This is a genomic window from Streptomyces sp. NBC_01255, from assembly GCF_036226445.1.
Classification (GTDB): Bacteria; Actinomycetota; Actinomycetes; order Streptomycetales; family Streptomycetaceae; genus Streptomyces.
The window spans coordinates 4,454,910-4,479,418 of sequence record NZ_CP108474.1 but is presented as its reverse complement, the minus strand read 5'-3'; the positions used below and the strand labels follow the sequence as shown (position 1 = coordinate 4,479,418).

The 24,509-nt window shown below is 69.3% G+C and carries 21 protein-coding genes; 12 read left to right on the top strand and 9 right to left on the bottom strand.

Annotation, left to right across the window (positions count from 1 at the left end):
- Positions 1 to 44: 44 nt before the first annotated feature.
- Both OG357_RS19990 and OG357_RS19985 read right to left on the bottom strand, forming a co-directional pair.
- Positions 45 to 398 (bottom strand): DoxX family protein, encoded by a 354-nt coding sequence (locus tag OG357_RS19990; protein ID WP_329622437.1) that lies wholly within the window; start codon positions 396 to 398, stop codon positions 45 to 47.
- A 194-nt stretch (positions 399 to 592) separates the two neighbouring features.
- Positions 593 to 955 carry a winged helix-turn-helix transcriptional regulator gene (locus tag OG357_RS19985; RefSeq protein WP_329622436.1) on the bottom strand — a complete coding sequence of 121 codons (363 nt, stop codon included), beginning with the start codon at positions 953 to 955 and terminating at the stop codon, positions 593 to 595.
- Between the two features lie 55 nt (positions 956 to 1,010).
- Here OG357_RS19985 and OG357_RS19980 point away from each other — a divergent pair, with 55 nt between their 5' ends.
- On the top strand, positions 1,011 to 2,237 hold the full coding sequence (locus OG357_RS19980; RefSeq protein ID WP_329622435.1) for an MFS transporter: 1,227 nt from the start codon (positions 1,011 to 1,013) through the stop codon (positions 2,235 to 2,237).
- 129 nt (positions 2,238 to 2,366) lie between these two features.
- Positions 2,367 to 3,140: a triphosphoribosyl-dephospho-CoA synthase gene (locus OG357_RS19975; RefSeq protein WP_329625634.1), complete on the top strand. Its 774-nt coding sequence runs from the start codon at positions 2,367 to 2,369 to the stop codon at positions 3,138 to 3,140.
- Here the strand turns inward: OG357_RS19975 and OG357_RS19970 are convergent.
- From OG357_RS19970 to OG357_RS19960, 3 genes are all read right to left on the bottom strand, one after another.
- On the bottom strand, positions 3,137 to 4,075 hold the full coding sequence (locus tag OG357_RS19970; protein WP_329622434.1) for an intradiol ring-cleavage dioxygenase: 939 nt from the start codon (positions 4,073 to 4,075) through the stop codon (positions 3,137 to 3,139). The two genes, OG357_RS19975 and OG357_RS19970, sit on opposite strands and share 4 nt — an antisense overlap.
- A gap of 65 nt (positions 4,076 to 4,140) precedes the next feature.
- The gene (locus OG357_RS19965) at positions 4,141 to 4,350 is read right to left on the bottom strand and encodes a DUF397 domain-containing protein (RefSeq protein WP_329622433.1); all 210 of its coding nucleotides are present in this window, start codon (positions 4,348 to 4,350) and stop codon (positions 4,141 to 4,143) included.
- Complete coding sequence (locus OG357_RS19960; protein WP_329622432.1) at positions 4,347 to 5,222, bottom strand: helix-turn-helix domain-containing protein; 876 nt, start codon at positions 5,220 to 5,222, stop codon at positions 4,347 to 4,349. The genes OG357_RS19965 and OG357_RS19960 overlap by 4 nt, the downstream gene beginning before the upstream one ends.
- A gap of 152 nt (positions 5,223 to 5,374) precedes the next feature.
- Between OG357_RS19960 and OG357_RS19955 the strand changes: the two genes are divergently transcribed.
- The 7 genes from OG357_RS19955 (at position 5,375) to OG357_RS19925 (ending at position 13,890) form a co-directional block, all read left to right on the top strand.
- Positions 5,375 to 5,806: an ATP-binding protein gene (locus OG357_RS19955; protein WP_329622431.1), complete on the top strand. Its 432-nt coding sequence runs from the start codon at positions 5,375 to 5,377 to the stop codon at positions 5,804 to 5,806.
- A 289-nt stretch (positions 5,807 to 6,095) separates the two neighbouring features.
- On the top strand, positions 6,096 to 6,956 hold the full coding sequence (locus OG357_RS19950; protein ID WP_329622430.1) for a helix-turn-helix domain-containing protein: 861 nt from the start codon (positions 6,096 to 6,098) through the stop codon (positions 6,954 to 6,956).
- Positions 6,957 to 7,017: 61 nt separating this feature from the next.
- Positions 7,018 to 7,629, top strand: coding sequence for a Uma2 family endonuclease (locus tag OG357_RS19945; protein ID WP_329622429.1), 612 nt, complete (start codon positions 7,018 to 7,020; stop codon positions 7,627 to 7,629).
- Between the two features lie 60 nt (positions 7,630 to 7,689).
- Positions 7,690 to 7,965 (top strand): hypothetical protein, encoded by a 276-nt coding sequence (locus OG357_RS19940; protein ID WP_329622428.1) that lies wholly within the window; start codon positions 7,690 to 7,692, stop codon positions 7,963 to 7,965.
- A gap of 131 nt (positions 7,966 to 8,096) precedes the next feature.
- Positions 8,097 to 8,642, top strand: a complete 546-nt coding sequence (locus OG357_RS19935; protein WP_329622427.1) for an SseB family protein — start codon at positions 8,097 to 8,099, stop codon at positions 8,640 to 8,642.
- Positions 8,639 to 9,286 carry a hypothetical protein gene (locus OG357_RS19930; protein WP_329622426.1) on the top strand — a complete coding sequence of 216 codons (648 nt, stop codon included), beginning with the start codon at positions 8,639 to 8,641 and terminating at the stop codon, positions 9,284 to 9,286. The genes OG357_RS19935 and OG357_RS19930 overlap by 4 nt, the downstream gene beginning before the upstream one ends.
- Positions 9,286 to 13,890 carry a putative T7SS-secreted protein gene (locus tag OG357_RS19925; RefSeq protein WP_329622425.1) on the top strand — a complete coding sequence of 1,535 codons (4,605 nt, stop codon included), beginning with the start codon at positions 9,286 to 9,288 and terminating at the stop codon, positions 13,888 to 13,890. The genes OG357_RS19930 and OG357_RS19925 overlap by 1 nt, the downstream gene beginning before the upstream one ends.
- A 694-nt stretch (positions 13,891 to 14,584) precedes the next feature.
- Here OG357_RS19925 and aspS read toward each other — a convergent pair.
- The gene (gene aspS, locus OG357_RS19920; protein ID WP_329622424.1) at positions 14,585 to 16,411 is read right to left on the bottom strand and encodes an aspartate--tRNA ligase; all 1,827 of its coding nucleotides are present in this window, start codon (positions 16,409 to 16,411) and stop codon (positions 14,585 to 14,587) included.
- A gap of 207 nt (positions 16,412 to 16,618) precedes the next feature.
- On the opposite strand from aspS, the gene OG357_RS19915 reads away from it, so the two are divergent.
- On the top strand, positions 16,619 to 18,736 hold the full coding sequence (locus OG357_RS19915; RefSeq protein ID WP_329622423.1) for a SpoIIE family protein phosphatase: 2,118 nt from the start codon (positions 16,619 to 16,621) through the stop codon (positions 18,734 to 18,736).
- A gap of 133 nt (positions 18,737 to 18,869) precedes the next feature.
- Entirely contained in the window at positions 18,870 to 19,685 is an 816-nt protein-coding gene (locus OG357_RS19910) for an MBL fold metallo-hydrolase (RefSeq protein WP_329622422.1), read from the top strand.
- A 32-nt stretch (positions 19,686 to 19,717) separates the two neighbouring features.
- On the opposite strand, the gene OG357_RS19905 is transcribed toward OG357_RS19910, so the two are convergent.
- The 3 genes from OG357_RS19905 to OG357_RS19895 all read right to left on the bottom strand — a co-directional run bounded on the left by OG357_RS19905 (position 19,718) and on the right by OG357_RS19895 (position 22,472).
- Complete coding sequence (locus OG357_RS19905; protein WP_329622421.1) at positions 19,718 to 20,815, bottom strand: AI-2E family transporter; 1,098 nt, start codon at positions 20,813 to 20,815, stop codon at positions 19,718 to 19,720.
- Positions 20,816 to 20,933: 118 nt separating this feature from the next.
- Complete coding sequence (locus tag OG357_RS19900; protein ID WP_329622420.1) at positions 20,934 to 21,896, bottom strand: pirin family protein; 963 nt, start codon at positions 21,894 to 21,896, stop codon at positions 20,934 to 20,936.
- A gap of 123 nt (positions 21,897 to 22,019) precedes the next feature.
- Entirely contained in the window at positions 22,020 to 22,472 is a 453-nt protein-coding gene (locus tag OG357_RS19895) for an SseB family protein (RefSeq protein WP_317597074.1), read from the bottom strand.
- 144 nt (positions 22,473 to 22,616) lie between these two features.
- Between OG357_RS19895 and OG357_RS19890 the strand changes: the two genes are divergently transcribed.
- Positions 22,617 to 24,446, top strand: coding sequence for an acyl-CoA dehydrogenase (locus OG357_RS19890; RefSeq protein ID WP_329622419.1), 1,830 nt, complete (start codon positions 22,617 to 22,619; stop codon positions 24,444 to 24,446).
- The last annotated feature ends 63 nt before the right edge of the window (positions 24,447 to 24,509 follow it).

The following is a 24,509-nucleotide window of genomic DNA, read 5'->3' as shown; positions in this document are numbered from 1 at the left end:
CCCTGTGAACAGGGGCGGCGGCCTTCGCCGTCCTACGGAACGGGTCACCAGGTCAGAGCCAGGGCGGCGACGGCGGGGGCCATGTAGACCAGCGGGAAGGGCACGTGGGCGTACGAGCGGGCCCGCACGATGGTGATCACGGCGCCGGCGAAGTACAGGATCAGTCCGATCGCGGCGAGGGTCCCGATGACCGGCACGAAGAACCCGACGACGAGCCCGGCGGCCCCGGCGGCCTTGGCGGCCCCGAGCCAGTTCCACCACGACTGCGGCACGCCGTACGCGGCGAGGGGCTCGACGACGAAGGCGGCCTTGAAGAAGATCGCCGCGGCGGAGAACCCGGCCATGAAGGCGGCGACGGCGGTGACGACGACTGCGGTGGTGGACATCTCGGTGAACATCGCGACGGCTCCTTCAGCCTTTCCCGTGTCCGCCTCGACCGAGCCGGACACAGCACTGACGGAGCCCGGACGGGATGTGTGACAGCCCCGGCGAAATTTCTCAGGACGATTTCCCTGGCGTGGGAGTTGCGGGCGTGCAGGATCCGTCGGCCGGCATGGTCACCGGCTTCCCGCGACGCACCCGGTGTTCGGGGCTACCGCTGCGCGTCCGCTTGGGCGCGGGCGCGTTCGATGTCGGGGACGTGGCTCTCGGCCCATTCCCGGACGGCACGCAGGGGTGTGAGCAGGGACCGCCCGAGGTCGGTGAGGGCGTACTCGACATGCGGGGGACTTGCGGGAATCTCCGTGCGAGAGATCAGACCGTCGTACTCCATCGCGCGAAGGGTCTCGGTGAGCGCCTTCGATGTGATCCCCCGGATGTGCGCCTTGAGCTCGGTGAATCGCATCGGCCTGTTGTCCAGCGCGTTGACGATGAACACCGTCCAGCGCGCCCCGATCCGGTGCAGAACGGTGCGACTGGGGCAGGTCGCGGCCATGACGTTGTACGCGTTACCCATGCACGACTCCCGGTAGCGTTGTAGATACCGGTATCGAATTTATACCGTCCGGGTCGTGACTATTCCCGATGGCACGATCCGTCCCTCGACAGCTCGGCACGGCCGTTTCGTCGCAGCGATCGTCATCGACTCGATCGGCACCGGTGTCTTCGTCCCCGTTTCGATGCTGTATTTCCTGGCCACGACGTCGCTGACGCTGGTGCAGGTGGGCGCGGCGCTGACGACGGCCGGGCTGCTGGCGCTCCCCGCGGGTCCTCTGGTCGGAGGACTCGCCGACCGGTACGGCGCCAAGCCCGTACTGCAGGCGGCGAACCTGGCCCAGGCGCTCGGCTTCGCCGGGTATCTCGTCGCGGGCCAGACATGGCAGATCGTCATCTGCGCCTGGTTGAACAGTGCCGGGCGGGCGGTGTCCTTCAGCTGCTACGGCGTGACCGTCACGGCGCTGGCCGCGCCCGGCCGACGGGAGCGATGGTTCGGTCTTCTGGGTTCCGTACGCAACCTCGGCTACGCACTCGGCGGGCTGCTCTCCGCCGTCGCGGTCAGTTTCGGCACCCACGGCGTCTGGGCCGCGATGGTGGTCGTCAACGCCTTGTCCTATGTCACCGCGTTCGTTCTGATGCGGGCCGTGCCGAACATCCGCCCCAAGGCGGGCCAGGACGCTGCCGGAGGCTGGGGGCACGTGCTCCGGGACCGGCGGTACCTGTCGCTGGTCGCGCATCAACTGTGCTTTGCGATCTCCTTGTTCGCCCTCAACATCGCGATACCTGTCTACGCCGTGGACGTGCTGGGACTGCCCGGCTGGACTGCCGGTGCGATCTTCACGCTCAACACCCTGATGGTCGGCTTCGGCCAAGGCATCGTCGTCGGGTGGCTCAGCGGGCGGATCCGCAGCCGCGTCCTCGTCGCCGGACACGCCTGCTTCGTGGCCGGCTACCTCCTGTTCCTTGCCGCCGACCGCGTGGCTGCGCTCGCCCTCGCGGTCGGCATCGTCCTGCTCGGTGCGGTCAGCTACACCTTCGGCGAAGTCCTCTGCGGACCCATCGCCTCGACTGTCGCCGCGGAGAGCGCCCCAGACGCTCTCCGCGGCCGGTACTTGGCCCTCAACCAGCTCGCCGTGACCGTCGCAGGAGCGGTCGCTCCGGCCGCCCTCTCCGTGTTGCTGTCCAGCGGGGCGACCGCGATCTGGCTGACCCTGGCCGGCGTCGGCGTCCTCGGAGCCACACTCGCCACGACGATCGGCAGAGTGGTGCCGGCGGCGCAGAGCCGCATCGGAGGTGTCTAGTGCCGCAGCCGCATGGGTTCGCCGGGATGCGTCGTACGGCTCGACGGGGTGACGGACACAGCCGCTGCACAGGCGGCGGCGAGCAGGCTCCCAGGTCCGGGGCCTAGCGTGCCGCGCATGATCGGGAGTATCGGGAGTCGTGAGGACGAGAGGCTGGCCCGCGCCGCCGTGGAAGCGCTGGTGGCGGGGATCGACCTGACGCCCAGGCCGGGGCTTCCGGGCGGGCAGCGCACGGACGGCGGGGACCTGCGATGGTCCGCCGAGGCGTTGGCGCCCGGGCTCGCCGCGATGGCGGCGGTCGCACGGCGGGTCGCGGAGCCCTCGGCGGCACTGCGGATCGAACTCGGGGCGGTCGGGCGGTCCACCGAGCGGGACATGGCGCGGGCCGATGGGGGGCGGGTGCTGCACCACGGGGCCGTGTGGCCGCTTGGGCTGCTCGTGGCCGGGGCCGCTCTCGCGCCGCGTGGGACGGCCGAGGAAGCAACCGCGCTCGCGGGACGGATCGCCGCCCACCCGGACCGGCGGGCACCGCGCACGCCCACCCCCGGCTCCGCCGTCTCCGTCCGGTACGGCGCCGCCGGCGCGAAGGGCGAGGCGCGGGCCGGGTTCCCGCACGTACGGCGGGCGTTGGCGGCGCTGGACACGGCCCGGCGCGCCGGGGCACGCGAGCCGGAGGCACGGATCAACGCCCTGCTCGCCGTCATGACGACCCTCCAGGACACCGGCCTGCTGCACACGGCGGGCCCGCACGGCCTGCGGGAGGTCCAGGACGGCGCCCGGGAGGTCCTGGCAGGCCACCTGGCCCTCGACGACCTCGACCGCCGGCTGCGGAATCGCGGCCTCCGGCCCCGGGGCAGCGGCCATCTGCTCGCCGCCGCCCTGTTCCTGGACGGCCTCCGTTAGGCGGAGGTACCCGTGTGGGTCTCGTCCGGGTCGACGCCCATCGTCAGCGTGGCGACGACCCCCTTCGCGATCTTCCCCTTCGGGTACTTGAGGGTGAGCAGGCCGCCCTCGGCCCCGTTGCCGGGGTAGATGGTGTCGTCGTCGAGGGTCGTGCGCTCGGTGGTGCTGGTGGAGTACGGGGCGACCTTCGCCGAGTCGAGAACGGCGCTCTCCGCGAAGAAGAGCTGCCCGGTGTGGCAGGTGTGCCCGCCCTCGTACCCGGTCGCCGTCATCTTCCCGCCGACGTGCACCTTGGTGTGGACGTGCACGCAACGCCCCCGGTACCAGCCGGGGAAGACCGTCCGGAACTCCACGTACCCGTGCTTGTCGGTGAGCTGGGTGCCGCGCAGGTACCGCTTGTCGTCGGTGGGCTCCTCGTGCCCGCCACCACCGCCACCGCCGGGGCCGCCTGTCGGGGGCGTACCGGTGGGCGGGGTGCCGGTGGGCGCGTCAGTGGGCGGCGTACCGGTCGGCGGCGTACCGCCCCCGGGGGCCCCACCCCCACCACCCGTGCTGAGGCTCTCGTACCCGGAGTAGATGCCGAGCGCGTCGCAGTGCCAGACGTCGACGGCGGCGCCCCGCAGCGGCTTGCAGGTGTCGGAGTCGATCACCTTGAGCCGCACGGTCATCGGGATGCCCTCCCGGTCCTCCGTGATGTCCCTGCGGATCTTGTCCGCGTCGATGTAGTACGGCCCTTCGGTCGTCTCCGACGTCAGCCGGTAACAGGCCTCGCCCGCAGTGGGCTTCGCGGCCGACTTCGCCTTTCCGGCCGCTCCGTCCGCCGAGGCGGTGGAGACGACCCCGGCGCCGATCCCCGCCGCGACCACGACCCCACCACCCGCGACGAGTGCCCGCCGCCGGGTCATGCCCCGCCTGTGCTTCTGGTTTTCGCTCATGGGCGAGGACCCTAGGAAGCAGGCCTGTCAGGAACGTGAGAGCGGGCTGTGGGTTCCTGTGTACGTCAGTTACGGACGGCGTACGAGACGAACCCCGCCCAGGCGGTCGGCGTCAGCGCGAGCTGGGGACCGCCGAGGTTCTTGGAGTCGCGGACGTGGACGGTGGCGGGGGTAGTGGCTACCTCGATGCACGAGTCGCCCTCGTTGCCGTCGCTGTAGCTGCTCTTGAACCACGCCAGTTCGGAGGCGTCCCCGGTAGAGGACTTGCGGATCATGTCTCTCCCAGCAGTTGCTCAATGAAGGCCAGCGACTCCCGGGGCGGGAGAGCCTGAGCCCGGATCGTGCCATACCGCAGCTCAAGGATGCGTACCTGCCTCGGGTCCGCGACGGGACGACCGTTAAAGGCACCGTCGGAGCGTCCCGTCGCAGTACCGTCCACGAACTTCAGCAGCTCGATCCTGCCGTCCAGACCGGGATGGACCTCTACGTGCGTCGGCATCACCTGAAGCGTGACGTTACGCAACCGACCCACCTCCAGAAGACGTTCGAGCTGTCCTCGCCACACCATTGTGCCTCCCAGTGGCCGTCGCAGCAGCGCCTCTTCCAGCACGAAACCGAGCGAAGGCGCCGGCTCTCGCGCGAAGATGGACTGCCGAGCCACCCGAGCGGTCACCAACCGCTCCACCTCGGCCTCCGGGTAGGGAGGTTGCCGCGACTCGAACGCGGCACGAGCGTGTTCCGGCGTCTGCAACAACCCACTGATGCTGTTGCAGACGTACACACCGATCTCTACGGCCTTCGCCTCGGCGTCCCCCAGATCCCGCACCTTCTTCGGGTAGCGGACCTTCGCCACGTCCTCCTTCATGGCGGAGAGCAGACCCCCCGCCCCCAACACCTCGTCCGCCTTGTCCAGGAACTCAGGTCGCGGGATCCGCTTCCCGCTCTCGATCTTGTAGATGAGGTCCTCGCCATAGCCGGTAGCCGCCCCGAGCTCGGCGGCCCGCATCCCCACCGCTTCCCTCCGCAGCCTCAACTGCCGCCCCACAGTGGCGACTACGGCCACGCCCCAGTCATCGTCGGGATCGACCTCCCACCCCGGCTCGTCCGCTTCGGTCTTGAGCCGCTGCGCCCCACCGTCCACCGACATACCCGCACCCTTCCCTCGCCCCTTCGTGGCGCGACACCTCCCCCGGAAGGGCTCCGGACAGCCCGGACAGCAGTGGACAAGCTCCGGACAGTCACCCTACGCATCGGCGTCGTCACTGTTCACGGTAAGCGGGGGCGGCCACGCTCGGTGACGTGAATCAGCAGAACACCACCCAAGTCCTTTCGCCCACACGCCACTTCACCGTCCTCCTGTCCCCCACACCACGCGGGGCCCGGCTCGCCCGCCTGCTCGCCGTCGAGTGGATGCGGGAGCACGAGGTGCCGTACGGCGTGGCGGAGGCCGCCACCCAGGTCGTCGCCGAACTCGCCGCGAACGCGGCCACTCACGGCAGGGTCGCCGGCCGGAGCTTCCGGCTGGCGCTCGTCACCCACGACAGCGTCCTGCGTATCGAGGTGACGGACACCCGAGGCGAGAACCTCCCACGCCTCCAACCACCCTTCCCCCCAAGCGACTCCGGACGCGGACTGCTCCTCGTCGAGGCGCTGGCGGACCGGTGGGGTGTCGAGCCAGGTCCCGTACCCCGGAAGACCGTATGGGCCGAACTCGACCTGCCGCACCCCTGACCTGCGAAGACGATGCAGCCACCGAACCCCGGAAATGCGGAGTTCGGCGGGGCGGAGGGTCTCCCAAAGGACGACCACAGAGAGAAAGAACCCGGACCAAGCCCCACCCCTCCCGCCCCGGGCGCACGCTCACTCATGCGGGTGAAGAACATCAACTCAGCTGGATTTCGCCCCGGTTGCCTGCCTTACGCTCAGCTCGGCTGGCATATGACCGCAGACATACGTCGGCCCCCGCCGGGACGGCAATCCCAGTGCGAGGGCCTGACCAAGAGGAAGCAGTACCTTCCCCATGGGTGTTCAGAACACTAGCGTGCGCCCGCACGCCCAGTCCCGTAACGACGGGAAAAACCACTCCTCCCGGAGCACCCGGAGGCGCTACGGCGGCGTAGTCCACGACAACGCCCACCACACCACCCGCTTCACGGTGGTCGGCAACCACCTGGCCCAGCACGAGGACCTGTCCCTCGTCGCGATCGGCCTGGCAGTACACATCCAGTCGCTCCCGACCGGCGCCCAGGTCGACATCGACACCCTCGCCGAGCGCTTCCCCGAGGGAAAGACCCGGATCGCGAACGCCCTGCGCGAGCTGGAGGCCCACGGCTACCTGCGGCGCACCCGCGTACGCATCGACGGGGGCCGCATGGTCACCCGTACGGTCTCCTGCAACCAGCCGGGCCGAACGGGCGGAGGCGAGGACGACCCGAGCTCCCGGCCCCAGCCCCGCCGGAGCCCCGACAAACCACCCCGCCGCCGCGCTCTCCCCGCCGTACCGCAGCCCGCGTACCCTGCCCCGGATCTCCTCCAGACAGCCCTGGGCGTCCTCTCCGGCCTCCGCCGCGAGGACCCCCGACTCCTGATCTCCGCCACGGACGCCGAACACCTCGTCCCCGGAGTCGCCGCCTGGCTGGAGCGCGACCTCACCCCCGAAGCCGTACACCGCGCCCTGACCTCCGCCCTACCGCCGGAGCCCCTCATCCGCCCGGCTGCCCTCCTTGCCCACCGCCTCACGGCCCAGCTCCCACCCTTGCCACCGTTCCGCGCCCCGAACGACCCGGCCGCCACCCGGCACCCCCTCCAAAACTGCGACACCTGCGACCGCGCCTACCGCGCCCCCGAACCGGGGAGCTGCCGCGACTGCGCGGCCGGCTGAGGAAAGGCTGCCTAGCATGAAGGTGATGACTCGGCCCGATGGGCACAGACGAGGAGCCACCATGACCATCGCCCCGGACGACGCACGGCAGACCGCCTCCTTCCGTTATCGGGCCATGCGGGACTTCGTCCAGTCCACGGACGACACCGTGCCCGGCAAGTTCGAGGTCACCAAGGAAGGGATCGTTCACGACATGATGGCGCCCGTCGGCCCGCACGAGCTGACCACCGTGCACCTCCGCAGACGCCTTGAGAAGGTGATGCCGGAGGAGATGGTGGCCCATACGGGCGAACCCGACGTCGAGGACGCGTCCGAGGGCATCATGCGTCGACCCGACGTGATGGTGATCGCCCTCGCGGACATGGACGTCCCTGGCTCCTTCGACCCCCGCACGCTCTTCGCCGCGATCGAGGTCGTCTCCCGCTCCAACCCTGACAACGACTGGGTGGTCAAAGTGCGCGACTATCCCTTGATCGGCGTCCCTTCCTACGCGGTCTTCGACCCCCGCACCGGCACCGGAGCCGTCCTCACCGACATCCACCCCACGCCCGACGGCCCCCGCTACGCCACCCGCAAGGACTTCGTCTACGGCGAGGACGTCACCATCGCCGAATGGACCATCTCGACGGAGGACCTGCCGCGTTACGGAAGCGAGCCCGGCGAACAGCCCTGAGCCGCACAAAGAACTCTGGCTAACCGCCCGGCGCAAGACCTCTGGAGGACCCTGGTGGCCGTGGACCTCTCCTTCTACAAGTCGTACCTCGCCGAAGAAATCCGGGAGGAAGGCCGAACCGAGGGCAAGGCCGAGGGCAAGGCCGAAGGCAAGGCCGAAGGCCGCGCGCAGGCGAGCGCCGACGCCATACTGGTCGTCCTGGAGCAGCGCGGCCTCGACGTGCCCGACGACGTCCGCGCCCGCGTCACCGGCTGCGACGACCCGGAGACCCTGCACGGCTGGCTCACCCGCGCCGTCACGGTGGCATCGGCCGAGGAAATCTTCGCGGACGAGTAGAACCGGCGGGGAGTACGGAAGGGGCCCGGGGACGACGTCCGTCCCCGGGCCCTCGCGCGTCGCCGTCCGACTTGACGGGCTCGGGTCTTTGTTCGTTGCTCGTGTGAATGGGCGCGTGGCAGCATGCGTGAGTGACTGGGAACGGGGACGGGATACCGGGGCCTCGACGGGTTTCGAGGCTGGCGGATCTGGCGGGCGGATCGGTCCCGGTGACGGCGCCGGAACCGGAGGCGGCTCTCGCGACCCCGGCCGCACGGGCCGTGCCGGAGCCTGGTCCCGAGCCTGAGGTCGGCGACGAGGCGAAGGTGACCGTGGCGCGGCGGGAGTTCGCTCGGGTGCTCGGCGAATTCCGGCGTACGGCCGTACTGGTGCCGTTCGATGACTCCGACAGCATGTGGACCGCGGACTTCAACGGGGTCCGCTGGATCTGCGCGTTCTCGGACGAGGAGGCGCTGGCGCGGTTCGCGGTCGCGCGGGGGGAAGCGGGGCGTGAGTGGACGTACCGGACGGTGCTGGGCGCGCGGCTGCTTGACGTGATGGTGCCGATGCTGCCCGGGCCTGGTGGGGTCGCTCTGGACGCGGGCAGTGCGGACGGGGCGCTGTTTCCGCCGGTGGCGGGGATCGTCCCGGATGAGGTGGCGGTGGATCTCGGTGAACGAGGGACGGGGGCACGATGAGTGGGAGTGAGCCGGACCTCGCGGCGCCGGCGGCGGCGCTGGCGGCGATAGCGAAAGGCATCGACCTGGCCCATGCCGAGCTGAAGGAGCTCGGCATGATCGGCGAGGCGTCGACGGGCCGCGGGTTCTCCGATCTCGCATTGTCCGGACTTGAGTTGGGGCACGGCGGGCTGACGTCGGAGTTCGAGACGTTCTGCGAACGGTGGGAGTGGGGGATCCGTGCGCTGACCCTGCGCGGAAACGGGTTCGCTCAGGCGGTCGGCCTGTCCGCGGGCTCGTTCGCGGAGCAGGAGCAGTACATCAAGGACTCGATCAAGATCGGCGTGAACTCCCTCAACGGAAACCCGCACCTTTCCGAGGACGACGTCAAGAAGATGCGCTGGGACACGATCCGTGACCAGCACACATGGGACAACGCGGACTGGAGTCCGGAGTCGGTCATCAAGACCAAGCACGAAGTCGATCAACTCTGGCAGAACACCGGCTACGACGTCATGGATTCGGGGCTGGACTCGATGGAGCGTTCCGGGGTGATAGACCCGGCGGACCGCGACCGGATGGACGAGCAGCTCAGGGGGGACCTCGACCCTGACCAGGCGACCGTCGAACAGGCCGAGCAGCCGCGCTGGGGGGAGAGCCGCTGATGGTGGACTTCGGAGGTCTGCTCGACAAGGGCATCGACAAGTTCGGTGACGTCGTCGACAAGGGCAAGGAAGTGGTCGGCGAAGCCGTCGACCACGCGACCGACAAGGTCGGCCAGGGCCTGGACAAGGTAGGCGCGCACGACTGGGCGGACTCGGTCGAGGACTGGGGCGACGGGGTCGCCTCCTCGCTCGGTGCGCAGGTCGGGGAGCAGCAGCTCGGGCAGACCGAGGATGCGGACGAGCTCGTCCACGGCAAGCCCGAGAAGATCGCCGGGGCAGTGAAGAACCTGCGGGACTTCCAGCGGGCGTTCGACCTGGTCGGCAGCGGGATGAAGCAGCTGGACTCCGCCCACTGGAAGGGCGAGGCCGCTGACGCGTTCCGGGAGAAGTTCAGCACCCTGCCCACCGACTGGCTGCACGCGGCGGACGCGATGGAGAACGCGGCAAAGGCCCTGGAGACGTACTCCCATACGGTCGTGAGCGCGCAGGGCAAGGCGCGTGAGGCGATAGCGCTGTACAAGGAGGGCGACCAGGACTCCAAGTCGGCCGTCGACACGTACAACAAGAAGGTCGACGCCTACAACGCGGCGCGCACCGGCGACAGTCCGCTGCCGGACCCCGGGGCGTTCTCCGACCCCGGCAAAGCCAAGCGGCAGCGCGCCCGCCAGATCCTGAACGACGCGCGGCAGGCCCGTAACGAGGCCGGGGACACCGCGAAGGCAGCGGTCAGCGCCGCGCTGGCACACGCGCCGAAGGTGCCGACGGGCCGCGAGAGAGCCCTGCTCGAACTGACGGACTACGGCCTGGGGCAGAGCATCGAGCTGGCCCATGTCGGTGGTGGCGTCGTCAAGGGCGCGGCGGGGCTGGTCAACACCGTTCGGTCGGTGAACCCGACGGACCCGTACAACGTGACCCACCCGATGGACTACTACAAGGGCGTCAACATGACGCTCGCCGGCCTGGCGTCCACGGCGGCGAACCCGGACAGGGCGCTGAAGAACGCCTGGGACGCGGCGAAGGGCGACCCGTCGGAGTTCATCGGCCGGCTGCTCCCGGAGCTGCTCGGCACGAAGGGCGCGGGGCTCGCGCGCAGTGGTGTGCGCATCGGGCTGAACGGCACCAAGCACCTGCCCGACGGGAAGACGCCGGACGGTGGCAGCCGCGCGGACCAGGAGAAGAACCCGCCCAGCACCTGCAAGACGGGCAAAGAGACGCGGTGCGAGCGGGATCCCATCGACATCGCCACGGGCCGCATGCTGCTGCCGCAGACCGACATCGCCCTGCCCGGCTCGCTACCTCTCGTCTTCCGGCGCGGCTTCGACTCCTCGCGCCGCTCGGGACGCTGGTTCGGCCCGACGTGGTCGAGCACGGTGGACCAGCGGCTGGAGATCGACTCGGAAGGTGTCGTCTTCAGCTGTGACGAAGGCAGCCTCCTCGCCTATCCCCACCCCGCGCCGGGTGTCCCGGTCATGCCGAACCACGGTCGGCGGTGGCCCCTGGACCGTGTCGAGGACGGCTACACGATCACCGACCCCGACACCCGCAAGGTCTGGCACTTCACCGACCACGGCGACGGGCTCGCGCTCCTGGCCCAGATCGACGACCGCAACGGCCGCTGGATCACCTTCGAACACGACGAGTCGGGCGCCCCGACATCGATCGTCCACCACGGCGGCTACCACCTGAAGCTGACGACGAGCGAAGGACGGGTAACCGCGCTCCACCTCGCAGGAGCGGCGGTGGACGGCACCGACCAGGAGATCCTGCGCTACGGCTACACGGACGGCCATCTGACAGAGGTCACCAACTCCTCGGACCGTCCTCTTCTCTTCGGTTGCGACGAGCAAGGCCGCATCACCTCATGGACCGACACCAACGGCAGCCGCTTCGACTACGTCTACGACGACCAGGACCGCTGCACCTACCAGTCGGGCACGAACGGCCACCTCGAAACCACCTTCACCTGGGACGACGTCGACCCGGCGACGGGGCTCCGCGTCACCACCCTCACAGACGGCCTGGGGAACACCTCGCGCCATCTGGTCAACGACCTCTCCCAGGTCGTCGCCGAGATAGACGCGCTGGGCGCGGTCACGCACTTCGCGTACGACCGCCACAACCACCTGCTGTCCCGCACGGACCCGATGGGCCACGTCAGCCGCACCACCTACGACGAACACGGCCGCCCGACCCTGGTGGAACGCCCGGACGGACGGCAGGCACGAGCCGAGTACGACGAACTCGGATTCCCGATACGCATCGCCGGCACCGACGGCAATGTCACCCGCCAGACCTTCGACGAACGCGGCAACCGCACGTCGGTGACGGACCCTTCGGGAGCGCGGACGGAGTTCGTGTACGACGAGTCAGGCCGGCTCACGTCGGTGACGGACCCGCAAGGCGCCACCACCCGACTGATCCTGGACGACCGCGGCCTCCCGATCGAGATCACCGATCCGCTAGGAGCAACGACCCGCTACGAACACGACGCCTTCGGCCGTACGATCCGGACCACCGACCCCCTCGGCGCGACCACCCGTCTGGAGTGGACGGTCGAGGGCCGACCGTCCCGGCGTACCGCACCCGACGGCACGGCGGAGTCCTGGACGTACGACGGCGAGGGCAACTGCCTCAGCCACACGGACGCGATGGGCGGCACGACCCGCTTCACGTACACCGACTTCGACCTGCTGACGTCCCGCACGGGCCCGGATGGAGTCCGCTACGAGTTCTCCCACGACACGAACCTGCGACTGACGCGAGTGACGGACCCGCAGGGTCTGACCTGGGACTACGCCTACGACCCGGCGGGCCGACTGGTCACGGAGACGGACTTCGACGACCGGACGCTGAGCTACGCCTACGACGCGGCGGCCCGACTGGCGTCCCGCGCGAACGCACTCGGCCAGGCGATCCGATTCGACCGCGACAGCCTCGGCCGAATCGTCCGCAAGGACGCCGAAGGGGCGGTCAGCACCTACGAGTTCGACGTCTTCGACCAACTGGCGACGGCGACGGGCCCGGACGCGACACTGCAACGCCTCCGCGACCGCTACGGCCGTCTCGTCTCCGAGACGGTCAACGGTCGTACCCTCTCATTCACGCACGACGAGGCGGGCCGCCGGGTGGGACGGACGACGCCAGGCGGTTCGACGAGCAGCTGGTCGTACGACGAGGCGGGCCGCCGAACGGAACTGACGAGCTCGGGCCGGAGACTGGCTTTCACCCACGACGCCCTCGGCCGCGAAACCACGCGCCACGTGGCTGACTTCGCCGTCCTGACGTCGTCGTTCGACACGATGGGCCGCCTCACCGCCCAGGAGGTCACCGGCGGCGCGGGCGGCCGCGTCCAGCACCGCGCGTACACGTACCGCGCGGACGGCGGGCTCATCAGCATCACGGACGCACTCTCCGGCACGCGCAGCTTCGACCTGGACGGGGCGGGCCGGGTGACGGCCGTCCACGCGACCGACTGGACGGAGCGGTACGCCTACGACGAGACCGGCAACCAGACGGAAGCGTCCTGGCCGGCCACCCACCCGTCCCACTCCGCGACGGGCACACGCGCCTACCAGGGCACCCGCATCTCCCATGCAGGATCCGTCCGCTACGAACACGACGCCCAGGGCCGGACAGTCCTACGCCAGAAGACCCGCCTCTCCCGCAAACCGGACACGTGGCGCTACGAGTGGGACGCGGAGGACCGCCTCACGGCGGTGACGACCCCGGACGGCACGGTCTGGCGGTACGCGTACGACCCCCTGGGCCGCCGATTATCCAAGCAATCCCCAAGGGAAACAGTCCACTTCACCTGGGACGGCACAACTCTCTGCGAACAGACGACTGAGGACATCACCCTCACCTGGGACCATGCGGGCCTACGCCCCCTGACCCAGACGGAACGCCGAACGAAGTCCACAGACGAACGCTTCTTCGCAATCGTCACCGACCTGATCGGCACGCCGACGGAACTCGTCGACGAATCAGGCGAGTTGGCCTGGCGCACTCGCACGACCCTCTGGGGCACCACAACCTGGAACAAGACAGCCACCGCCTACACCCCCCTCCGCTTCCCGGGCCAGTACTTCGACCCCGAATCGGGCCTTCACTACAACCACTTCCGCTACTACGACCCGGAATCGGCCCGCTACCTCTCCCAGGACCCCCTGGGCCTGGCTCCGGCCCCGAACCCCGCGACGTACGTCCGCAATCCACATACGTGGAGCGACCCCCTGGGGCTGTCGCCGTGCCCCGAAGAAGAAGGGGAGAGGAAGAAATCTCGGGAGATACACGACTTCTTCGATAGTTACACCGAGGCTCGCCAGCACGCGAAGGAGCGCGCTAGCCTCGGGGACGACCAGGTGCCTTTCGTGCAGGAAATCGGCCCCCACGCCGGTCGGATCACGGGCATGCAGAGCCCGGACGGAATGCGCGGATGGCGAATCGACTTCGATCCCGACAACCCCAATAAAGGCTTCCATATCAATTGGTGGTCCCGAGTCGGACGCAAGAGAAGCGACCAGTGGCAGTACGGAGCCGACACGGTAAGAGGCGGCACCGAGGACGACTTCCTGGCCATCCTTGAGCACTATCCGCACACGTGAGAGGGTGAAATCATGCATACGAGAGCTGGCCACGTAGCCGACTGGTTGTCAGAGCACGAAAGCTGGCTCCTTGACGTAAAGTACTCACAGGAGTTCAATCGAACACTCAGCGAACTTCCCTGGACTGTGAGTGGCGTCAGATGGGCAGCCCTCAACTATAGAGATCTCGAGGTCCCAGAAGATTCCCCCGGCCAAGATTTCTGGAAAGAATTCCACAACAGTCCAGTAGGAAGTCACGAATTCATTTTCCTGATGTACGGAAGTCGCGAGCCGGGATTTGTGTGCAGAATAAGTGACGCCATCACCGATCTGGATTTCCTCTACTCGAGCGCCCCCGGTCCACGATACTTTTGCGGCACCGACCTGGGCAGTGACGGACCGCGTCCTAATTTCGGGGACTTTGCAGAGTACAACGGTGACGGGATCATCCGAATGTATTTCCCACCCGATTTCGAATCTACGGAACCGAAGGTCCTGTAGGAGGCACCCTCCGCCAGGCTTGGCCGAAAGAACAGTTGGCGGTCATTGACCTCCAGAGAGTGGAACACGGGCCAGGTGTGGCGCGTCGGTGTCGGCACGCCGTTCCGGATCGACTTCCGACGCGATCGCAGCGGGGGTGTCTCGGTCGGCGACAGCGCGAGAGGGGCCCGGAACCGTTCTACGGTTCCGGGCCCCAGCGACGTTTACGAGCTGATTACCGCGCCGCGTCCGGGTGGACCGCGTCCGTGACCGGGCGGTCGTCGGACGGCTTCTCGGCCGCCTTCTCGACCGGCTTGCGGAGCTGGATGTTCAGCTCGCGCAGGCGGGACTCGTCCAGCTCCGTCGGGGCGCCCATCAGGAGGTCCTGGGCGTTGCCGTTGAGCGGGAAGGCGATCGTCTCGCGGATGTTGGGCTCGTCCGCGAGGAGCATGACGATGCGGTCGACGCCGGGGGCGATGCCGCCGTGCGGCGGGGCGCCGTACTCGAAGGCGCGGAGCATGCCCGCGAACTCGTGCTCGACCGTCTCGCGCGAGTAGCCCGCGATCTCGAAGGCCTTGAACATGATCTCGGGCTCGTGGTTCCGGATCGCGCCCGAGGACAGCTCGATGCCGTTGCAGACGATGTCGTACTGCCAGCCGAGGACGTCCAGCGGGTCCTGGGTCGCCAGGGCCTCGATGCCGCCCTGCGGCATGGAGAACGGGTTGTGCGAGAAGTCGATCTTGCCGGTCTCCTCGTCCCGCTCGTACATCGGGAAGTCGACGATCCACGCGAAGCGGAAGACGTTCTCCTCGAACTGGCCGGCGCGCTTGGCGGCCTCGACCCGGACCGGGCCCATGATCTTGGAGACCTCGTCGAACTCGCCCGCGCCGAAGAAGATCGCGTGGCCCGGCTCCAGGCCGAGGCGCTCGGTGAGGACCTTGACGTTCTCCTCGGTGAGGAACTTGGCGATCGGGCCGGTGAGGGCGTTGCCCTCGCCTACGCGGACCCAGGCCAGGCCCTTCGCGCCGAGGGAGACCGCGAAGTCGCCCAGCGCGTCGAAGAACTTGCGGGGCTGGTCGCCCGTGTTCGGCACGGCGAGCGCGCGGACGTGCTTGCCGGCGAAGGCCTTGAACTCGGACGCCTCGAAGACGTCGGAGATGTCGACGAGCTCCAGGGCCGTGCGCAGGTCCGGCTTGTCGTTGCCGTACTTCAGCATCGACTCGCGGAAGGGGATGCGGGGGAACGGAGACGTGACGTGGCGGCCGCCGCCGAACTCCTCGAAGATCTCCGTCATCAGCTTCTCGATCGGCTGGAAGACGTCTTCCTGCTCGACGAAGCTCATCTCGACGTCGAGCTGGTAGAACTCGCCCGGCGAGCGGTCCGCGCGGGCGTCCTCGTCGCGGAAGCAGGGCGCGATCTGGAAGTAGCGGTCGAAGCCGGAGATCATCAGCAGCTGCTTGAACTGCTGCGGCGCCTGCGGCAGCGCGTAGAACTTGCCCGGGTTCAGACGGGACGGGACGACGAAGTCGCGGGCGCCCTCGGGGGAGGTCGCGGCGAGGATCGGGGTCGCCATCTCGTTGAAGCCGAGGGCCACCATCTTCGAACGGATGGAGGCGATGACGGCCGAGCGCAGCATGATGTTGCGGTGCATGCGCTCGCGGCGCAGGTCGAGGAAGCGGTACTCCAGACGCCGCTCCTCGTTCACGCCGTCGTCGGTGTTGACCGTGAACGGGATCTGCTTGGCCGCGCCCAGGACCTCGACCGTGGCGGCCTCGATCTCGATCTCGCCGGTGCCGAGCTCCGGGTTGACGTTGTCCGCGCCACGCGAGACGACCTTGCCGTCGACGCGGACGACGGTCTCCTTCGTCAGCTTGTCGAGGACCTCGGCCGCGGCGGTGCCGGGGCGGGCGACGAGCTGCGTGATGCCGTAGTGGTCGCGCAGATCGATGAAGAGGATGCCGCCCAGGTCGCGCCGATTGTGCAGCCAGCCGCTCAGCCGGACGTCGGTGCCGACGTCAGAGGCGCGGAGCTCGCCGCAGGTGTGGGACCTGTACCGATGCATCGTCGTTCATCCAGTCTTCGATATCGGGATCTTCGGGATCTTGGAGTGGGTCGGCGCGCGTCCGCACTCAGTCGCCGCGCGCCCTCACTCACGGGACGCAAGTCACAGGACACGCAGACAGACGCACCCAGGGTACCGGCCGCCCCATGATCCCTTTTCGAATACTCTCAGTGGCGACCTGCTGTCCGATATTCATAAAGTGGGGCAATGCGCACCGAGGACGTCCTGGCCGCGATCGCGACCGGCCTGTGGCGCTGGGACAACGCGTCCGGGATCGTCTCGCTCGACGCCGAGGCGGCCCGGCTGCTCGGGCTGCCCGCCGAGTCCGTGCGCCTCACCGAGGCGGCCGTACGCTCGCGATTTCACCCGGTCGACTGGAACGAGATCGACGGCGTCGTCAATCTGGCCGTCGCCGAGGGCACCCTCGCCGAGGCCCGGCTGCGGATCATGGACGAGCACGGCCGGGTGATCCGTACCGTACGGAGCAGGTCCAAGCCGCTCATCGAGGGCAACGACTACCAGCTCGTCGGCACCCTCCAGGAAGTCGCCGAGCAGCAGCCCGGCACCGCCGCTCACACCCCGATCACCGGCGACTGGCGCCGCTCCCGCGAGGCCTTCCTCCTCGACGCGGGACGGGCCCTCGCCGAAGCCCGCTCGACCGCCGAGGTGCTGCGGGTGGCGGCCTCCCTGTCGATGCCCGGCTTCTCGCCGGACGGGCTCGCCGTCTTCGGCGTGGCCGGCGACCGGCTGACCGTCATCGGCCACCACGGGCACAGCCAGGGCGACGAGGGCCCGTTCTCGTCGATGGCGCTCGACACCGACTATCCGGCGGCGGAGGTCGTACGGACCGGGCGGGCGATCTATCTGCCGACACCCGACGAGTACCTGCGCCGCTACCCCACCACCTGGCCGCTCGCCCAGCGCTTCGGCCGCCGCTCCTGGGCGTTCGTGCCGCTCGTCGTCGCCGGGCGCACGATGGGCGCCTGGATGGCCGCCTTCAAGCATCCGGTCGCCTTCACCCCCGACGAGCGCTCGGTGCTCACGACGGTCGCGCGGATGCTCGCGCAGGCCCTCGCGCGCGCCGGGGTGGCCGAGTCGGAGCGCGAGCTGTCGCTCGGGCTCCAGCGGACGATGATGCCGGTCCTCGGCCCCGGCATCCCCGGCATCCAGGTCGCCGCCCGGTACGTGCCGACCGGCGGCGGGCTCCAGGTCGGCGGCGACTGGTACGACATGATCCGGCTGCCCGGCGGCACCACCCGCGCCGGCGGGCACGGCGCCGGGCGCATCGCGCTCGTCATCGGCGACGTCCAGGGCCACGACGTACGGGCGGCGGGCCTGATGGGGCAGCTGCGGATCGCCCTGCGCGCGTACGCCTCCGAGGGCCACCGGCCGGACGCGGTGCTCTCGCGCGCCTCGCGCTTCCTGTACGGGATCACGGACGGCGACGACGGGGAGAACGTCGGCCCGCGCTTCGCGACCTGCCTCTACCTGGAGGTCGACCTGGAGACGGGCACGGTCGACATCGCGCGGGCCGGGCATCCGGACCCGGCGGTACGGATGAACGACGGAACGGTTCTCCTCAGGCCCACGGCCGGCGGTCTGCCGCTCGGCATCGACCCCGACACCGACTACCCCACGACCCGGCTCACCCTGGAGCCCGGCGAGACCCTGATGATCTGCACCGACGGCCTCCTGGAGACCGGCGGGCACGACCTGGACACCGGCTGGGAGCGGGTCAAGACGCTCCTGGAGTCCCACGACGGCGAGGACCTGGAGCAGCTCGCCGACACCCTGGTGGAGGCGGTGCACGGGCCCGGCTCGCACCACACCACCGGGCCGCTCGCCGACCGCCGCGAGGACGACATCGCGGTCCTGCTCCTCTCCCGCCGGCCCGCGGGCGCGCCGCCGGAGGCCCCGCGCCGCACCCTGATGACGATCGCCCAGGCGGAGCCGGAGCGGATCGCCGAGGCGCGCGAGCAGCTGCGCCAGCTCCTGCACGACTGGACGGACGAGGACCAGCTCGACTCGGCGGTCCTGATGGTCTCCGAGATGGTCACCAACGTCCTCGTCCACACGGACGGCGACGCGCTCCTGGTCGCCGAGGTCGCCTGCGGCGAGAAGGCGCGGCGGCTGCGCGTCGAGGTCTCCGACCAGAGCGACGAGCTGCCGCACAAGCGGCACCCGGGCGAGATGGCGTCGAGCGGCCGCGGGCTGCTCCTGATGGAGATGCTGGCGGACGCGTGGGGCTTCGACCCGCGGGGCGAGGGCAAGTCGATCTGGTTCGAGCTGAACGAGACCCCGTCGGGGCAGGGCTGCTGCGGGTAGGGCCACCATCAAGGAAAGGCCGCTGCGGGTAGAGCCCCTGCCGAGCCCGCTTCCGCCCGGCGCGCGCCGCCCCCTCGTACGGCGCAGACTGGTGTCGTACGGCCGCCCGGGGGGACCACGGAGCATGCGTGCCATGGACACCCACAAGGTCGGCAGCGACACCACCGTGATCGCCGACAGCCTCGAAATCCCGGGGATCGGCCACATCCCCGTCAACGCCTACGTCCTGACCGCCGCCGAGCCCGTCGTCGTCGACACCGGACTCTCGATAGCCGACCGGAACTTCGTCGAGACGCTCGGTTCGGTCATCGACCCCGCCGATGTCCTCTGGATCTGGCTCACTCACCCGGACCGCGACCACACGGGCGGCATCTTCGACCTGCTCGTGGCCGCGCCCCGGGCGAAGGTCGTCACCACCTTCATCGGCGCCGGGATCATGACGACGGAACGCCCGCTGCCGATGGACCGCCTGTACTTCCTCAACCCCGGCCAGTCCCTCGACGTCGGCGACCGCATGCTGCGCGCGTTCAGGCCGCCGCTGTTCGACAACCCCGCCACCGTCGGCTTCTACGACGAGAAGACCCGGATCTGCTTCAGCTCCGACTGCTTCGGCGGGCCCATGCCGACCGCCGAGCTCGCGGAGAGCGGGCACGCGAACGACCTCAAGCCCGAGGAGCTGCGGCAGGCCCAGCTGCTGTGGGCGAGTCTGGACAGCCCCTGGGTGCACGTCGTGGACCCGGTCAAGTACCGGGCGACGATCGACCCGCTGCAGGACATGGCCCCGGAGATCGTGCTGTCCACGCATCTGCCGCCCGCGGTCCGGATGACGGCTTCGATGATCGACACGATCGCGATGGCTCCGGACACGGACCCGTTCGTCGGCCCCGACCAGGCGGCCCTGGAGCAGATGCTGGCCTCGTTCGAGCCGGGCGGGATGGCGACCGCTTAGGGAACCTCGGGAACCTAAGGAACCTCGGGAACCTAGGGGACCTCGGGAGCCTCGGGAACCTCGGGAACCTCGGGAACCTCGGGCTCGCGGGGCGCCCCGTACCGCGCGCGCAGTTCGCCGAGGACGCCCGTCGCCGCCGCGGTCAGCGGTACGGCGAGGAGCATGCCCAGGATGCCCGCGACGGACGCACCCGCCGTGATCGCCAGCATGACCGCGGCCGGGTGCATCTGCACGGTCTTGCTCTGGACGAAGGGCTGGAGGACGTTGCCCTCCAGGACCTGGACGGCGAGGACGATGCCGAGCACCCACAGGGCGATGACGAAGCCCCGGTCGGCGAGGGCGACGAGGACGGCGACGGCGCCGGAGAGGAAGGCGCCGAGGTACGGGATGTAGGCGGTGACGAAGACGAGCGCGGCGAGTCCCACGGCGCCGGGCACCTGGAGGACGAGCAGTCCGACGCCGATGATGACGGCGTCGACGAGGGCGACGAGGGTCGTCCCCCGCATGTACCCCTCGACGGCCTCGAAGGCGCGTCGGGCCATGGCCTCGACGGTGTCGCCGGTGGCGTGGGGCGCGAGGGCGCGCAGGGCGCCGGCGGCCCGGTCGGAGTCCTTCAGGAAGAAGAAGATCAGGAGCAGGGCCAGGACGGCGGTGGCGAGCATCTGGGCGACGACGCTGAGCCCGCTGATCACCCCGGAGGCGGCGGTGCCGCCGAACTGCTTGAGGAGGCCCTCGGCGTTCTTGGCGAGGTCGTCGAGGGAGGTCCCGGCGGCGCCGAGATGCTTCGCGATGTCGGCGGCGGCCTGCCGCAGCGAGGTGATGATCTGGTCGCCGGTGTCGATGAGCGCGAGGACGACGATGTACGTGGCGCCGCCGACGACCGTGACGACGGCGACGACGGTGAGCCCGGCGGCGAACGACTTCCGCACCTTCATGCGGAGGAGCCAGCGGTAGAGCGGCCCGAGGAGGGCGGTGCCGAGGATCGCGAGGAGGACGGGTGTGACGGCCGTCTGGAAGACGACGCACAGCCAGATCCCGATGGCGAAGACCCCCGCGGCGAGCAGCAGGACCACGCACCACGCGGCGAAACGACGGGCGGGTTCGGGGAGGAGCGCTCGGGTCGTCTGCACCCGTCCACCGGACCACGCCCGTCGGCGTGTCGTCGCGTGCTGACGGCCGTACGGGTGACGGCACGTCACCACCGGTTACGTACGTACGCCTGCTGCTCCTCCTGTGACGTACGTACTCCTACTCGCCGATCCCGTGGACCGCCGGGATCGTGCCGAGCCGGCCCGCCTGGAAGTCCTCGAAGGCCTGGCGGAGTTCGGCCTGGGTGTTCATGACGAACGGGCCGTAGTGCGCCATGGGCTCGCGGATCGGCTGCCCGCCGAGGAGGACGACCTCCAGGTCCGGCGTGTGGCCGTCCTGCTTCTCGTCCGCGCGGACGGTGAGCGCGCCGCCCTTGCCGAAGACGGCGGTCTGGCCCATGTGGACGGGGCGGCGTTCGGCGCCGACGGTGCCGCGGCCGGCGAGGACGTACGCGAGGCCGTTGAAGTCCTCGCGCCACGGCAGGCTGATCTCGGCGCCCGGCCGCAGGGTGGCGTGGATCATCGTGATCGGGGTGTGGGTGATGCCCGGGCCCTCGTGGCCGTCGAGCTCGCCCGCGATGACGCGGAGCAGCGCGCCGCCGTCGGGGGAGGTGAGCAGCTGGACCTGGCGGCCGCGGATGTCCTGGTAGCGCGGGGCCATCATCTTGTCGGCCGCGGGCAGGTTCACCCAGAGCTGGAGACCGTGGAAGAGTCCGCCGCTGACGACGAGGGACTCCGGCGGGGCCTCGATATGAAGCAAGCCTTGACCTGCGGTCATCCACTGGGTGTCGCCGTCGGTGATGGTGCCGCCGCCGCCGTTGGAGTCCTGGTGGTCGAAGGTCCCGTCGATGATGTAGGTGACGGTCTCGAAGCCTCGGTGGGGGTGCCAGGGCGTGCCCTTGGGCTCGCCGGGGGCGTACTCCACCTCGCCCATCTGGTCCATCATGATGAACGGGTCGAGGTACTGGTAGTTGATCCCGGCGAACGCGCGTCGCACCGGGAAACCCTCGCCCTCGAAGCCGGACGGGGCCGTCGTGACGGCGAGCACGGGGCGGGAGCCGGCGTCGGCCGGGGCGGCGACGCGCGGCAGGGTGAGCGGGTTCTCGACAGTCACAGCGGGCATGACCGGACCTCCTAGGTGCGACCTTGTACGTCCACTTTAGTTGAACACTGAACTTTCTGCCACCTGGAACGCGGAACGCCCGGGAGGAATTCCTCCCGGGCGCCCCATGGGGTCAAGAATCGGTCAGCCGTACATCCGGCGCATCGCGTAGTCGACCATCTGCTCCACGGCCTTGGCGTCGAAGACCATGCGGTGGTCGCCCTCCATGTCGAGGACGAAGCCGTAGCCGGTCGGCAGCAGGTCGATCACCTCGGCGCCGGTGATGACGAAGTACTTCGACTCCTTGCCCGCGTACCGCCGCAGCTCCTTGAGCGTGGTGAACATCGGGATCACCGGCTGCTGGGTGTTGTGCAGGGCCAGGAAGCCGGGGTTGTCGCCGCGCGGGCAGTAGACCTTCGAGGTCGCGAAGATCTGCTGGAAGTCCTCGGGGGCGAGGGTGCCGGTCGTGAAGGCGCGTACGGCGTCGGCAAGAGACGGAGGCGAGGGCTCCGGATAGAGCGGAGGCTGCTGCGCGTACCCCTGCTGCGGCGGGGCGTACTGCTGCTGGGCACCCGGATTCTGGTCGTAGCCGTACATGGGCCCTGAGCCTACTGCGTCACAGATGGCCCGGAAGGGGTTGCTCTTATTACCGGTGGGTAGCATCATCGGAGAGAGCGTGTTGCTACTCGCTGGTACGTGTACGAGGAACCTGCCTCCCCGAGCCTTTACGGAGCCGTCGCCATGGGGCACTACAAGTCGAATCTCCGCGACATCGAGTTCAACCTCTTCGAGGTGCTCGGCCGCGACAAGGTGTACGGCACCGGTCCGTTCGAGGAGATGGACGTCGAGACCGCCAAGAGCATCCTCGACGAGATCCGCCGCCTCGCCGAGAACGAGCTCGCGGAGTCCTTCGCCGACGCCGACCGCAACCCGCCGGTCTTCGACCCGGAGACCAACACCGCCCCCGTACCGGCCTCCTTCAAGAAGTCCTACAAGGCCTTCATGGACTCCGAGTACTGGCGCCTCGGCATCCCCGAGGGCATCGGCGGCACCACCGCCCCGCGCTCCCTCGTCTGGGCCTACGCGGAGCTCCTCCTCGGCTCGAACCCGGCCATCTGGATGTACTCCTCCGGCCCGGCGTTCGCCGGCGTCCTCTACAACGAGGGCAACGAGGCGCAGAAGAAGGTCGCCCAGATCGCGGTCGAGAAGCGCTGGGGCTCCACCATGGTCCTCACCGAGCCCGACGCCGGCTCGGACGTCGGCGCCGGCCGCACCAAGGCCGTCCAGCAGGAGGACGGCTCCTGGCACATCGAGGGCGTGAAGCGCTTCATCACCTCCGGCGAGCACGACATGGAGGAGAACATCCTCCACTACGTCCTCGCCCGCCCCGAGGGTGCCGGCCCCGGCACCAAGGGCCTCTCCCTCTTCCTCGTCCCGAAGTACGAGTTCGACTGGGAGACCGGCGAGCTCGGCGCCCGCAACGGCGTCTACGCCACCAACGTCGAGCACAAGATGGGCCTCAAGGCCTCCAACACGTGCGAGATGACCTTCGGCGACCAGCACCCCGCCAAGGGCTGGCTCATCGGCGACAAGCACGAGGGCATCCGCCAGATGTTCCTCATCATCGAGTTCGCCCGCATGATGGTCGGCACGAAGGCGATCTCCACCCTCTCCACGGGCTACCTCAACGCCCTGGAGTACGCCAAGGAGCGCGTCCAGGGCACCGACCTGGCCAACTTCATGGACAAGGCCGCGCCCAAGGTCACCATCACGCACCACCCCGACGTCCGCCGCTCGCTGATGACGCAGAAGGCGTACGCCGAGGGCATGCGCACCCTCGTCCTCTACACGGCCTCCGTGCAGGACGAGATCGCGCTCAAGGAAGCGGCCGGCGAGGACGTCAAGGCGCTGCACGGTCTCAACGACCTGCTGCTCCCGATCGTCAAGGGCTACGGCTCCGAGAAGGGCTACGAGCAGCTCGCGCAGTCGCTCCAGACCTTCGGCGGCTCCGGGTTCCTCCAGGAGTACCCGATCGAGCAGTACATCCGGGACGCCAAGATCGACACCCTCTACGAGGGCACCACGGCCATCCAGGGCCAGGACTTCTTCTTCCGCAAGATCGTCCGTGACCAGGGCGCCGCCCTGAACACGCTCTCCGAGGAGATCAAGAAGTTCCTCGCGGTCGGCACCGGCGGCGAGGAGCTGGCCGGCGCCCGCGACGCGCTCGCCAAGGCCGCCGTCGACCTCGAAGGCATCGTCGGCACGATGATCACCGACCTCACCGCCACCGGCGAGGACGTCAAGAACATCTACAAGGTCGGCCTCAACACCACCCGCCTGCTGCTCGCCTCCGGCGACGTCGTCGTCGGCTACCTGCTCCTCAAGGGCGCCGCTGTCGCCGCCGAGAAGCTGGCCGCCGGCGCCACGGGCAAGGATGTCGCCTTCTACCAGGGCAAGATCGCGGCCGCGAAGTTCTTCGCCGCGAACGTCCTGCCGGGCGTCTCCGCCGAGCGCGCGCTCGCCGAGGCGATCGACTCCTCGGTGATGGACCTGGACGAGGCCGCGTTCTAAGGAACGCCACCACGTCCTGCCGGCACGGCCCGTCCCCGGGGAGGGGGGCGGGCCGTGCTGTTT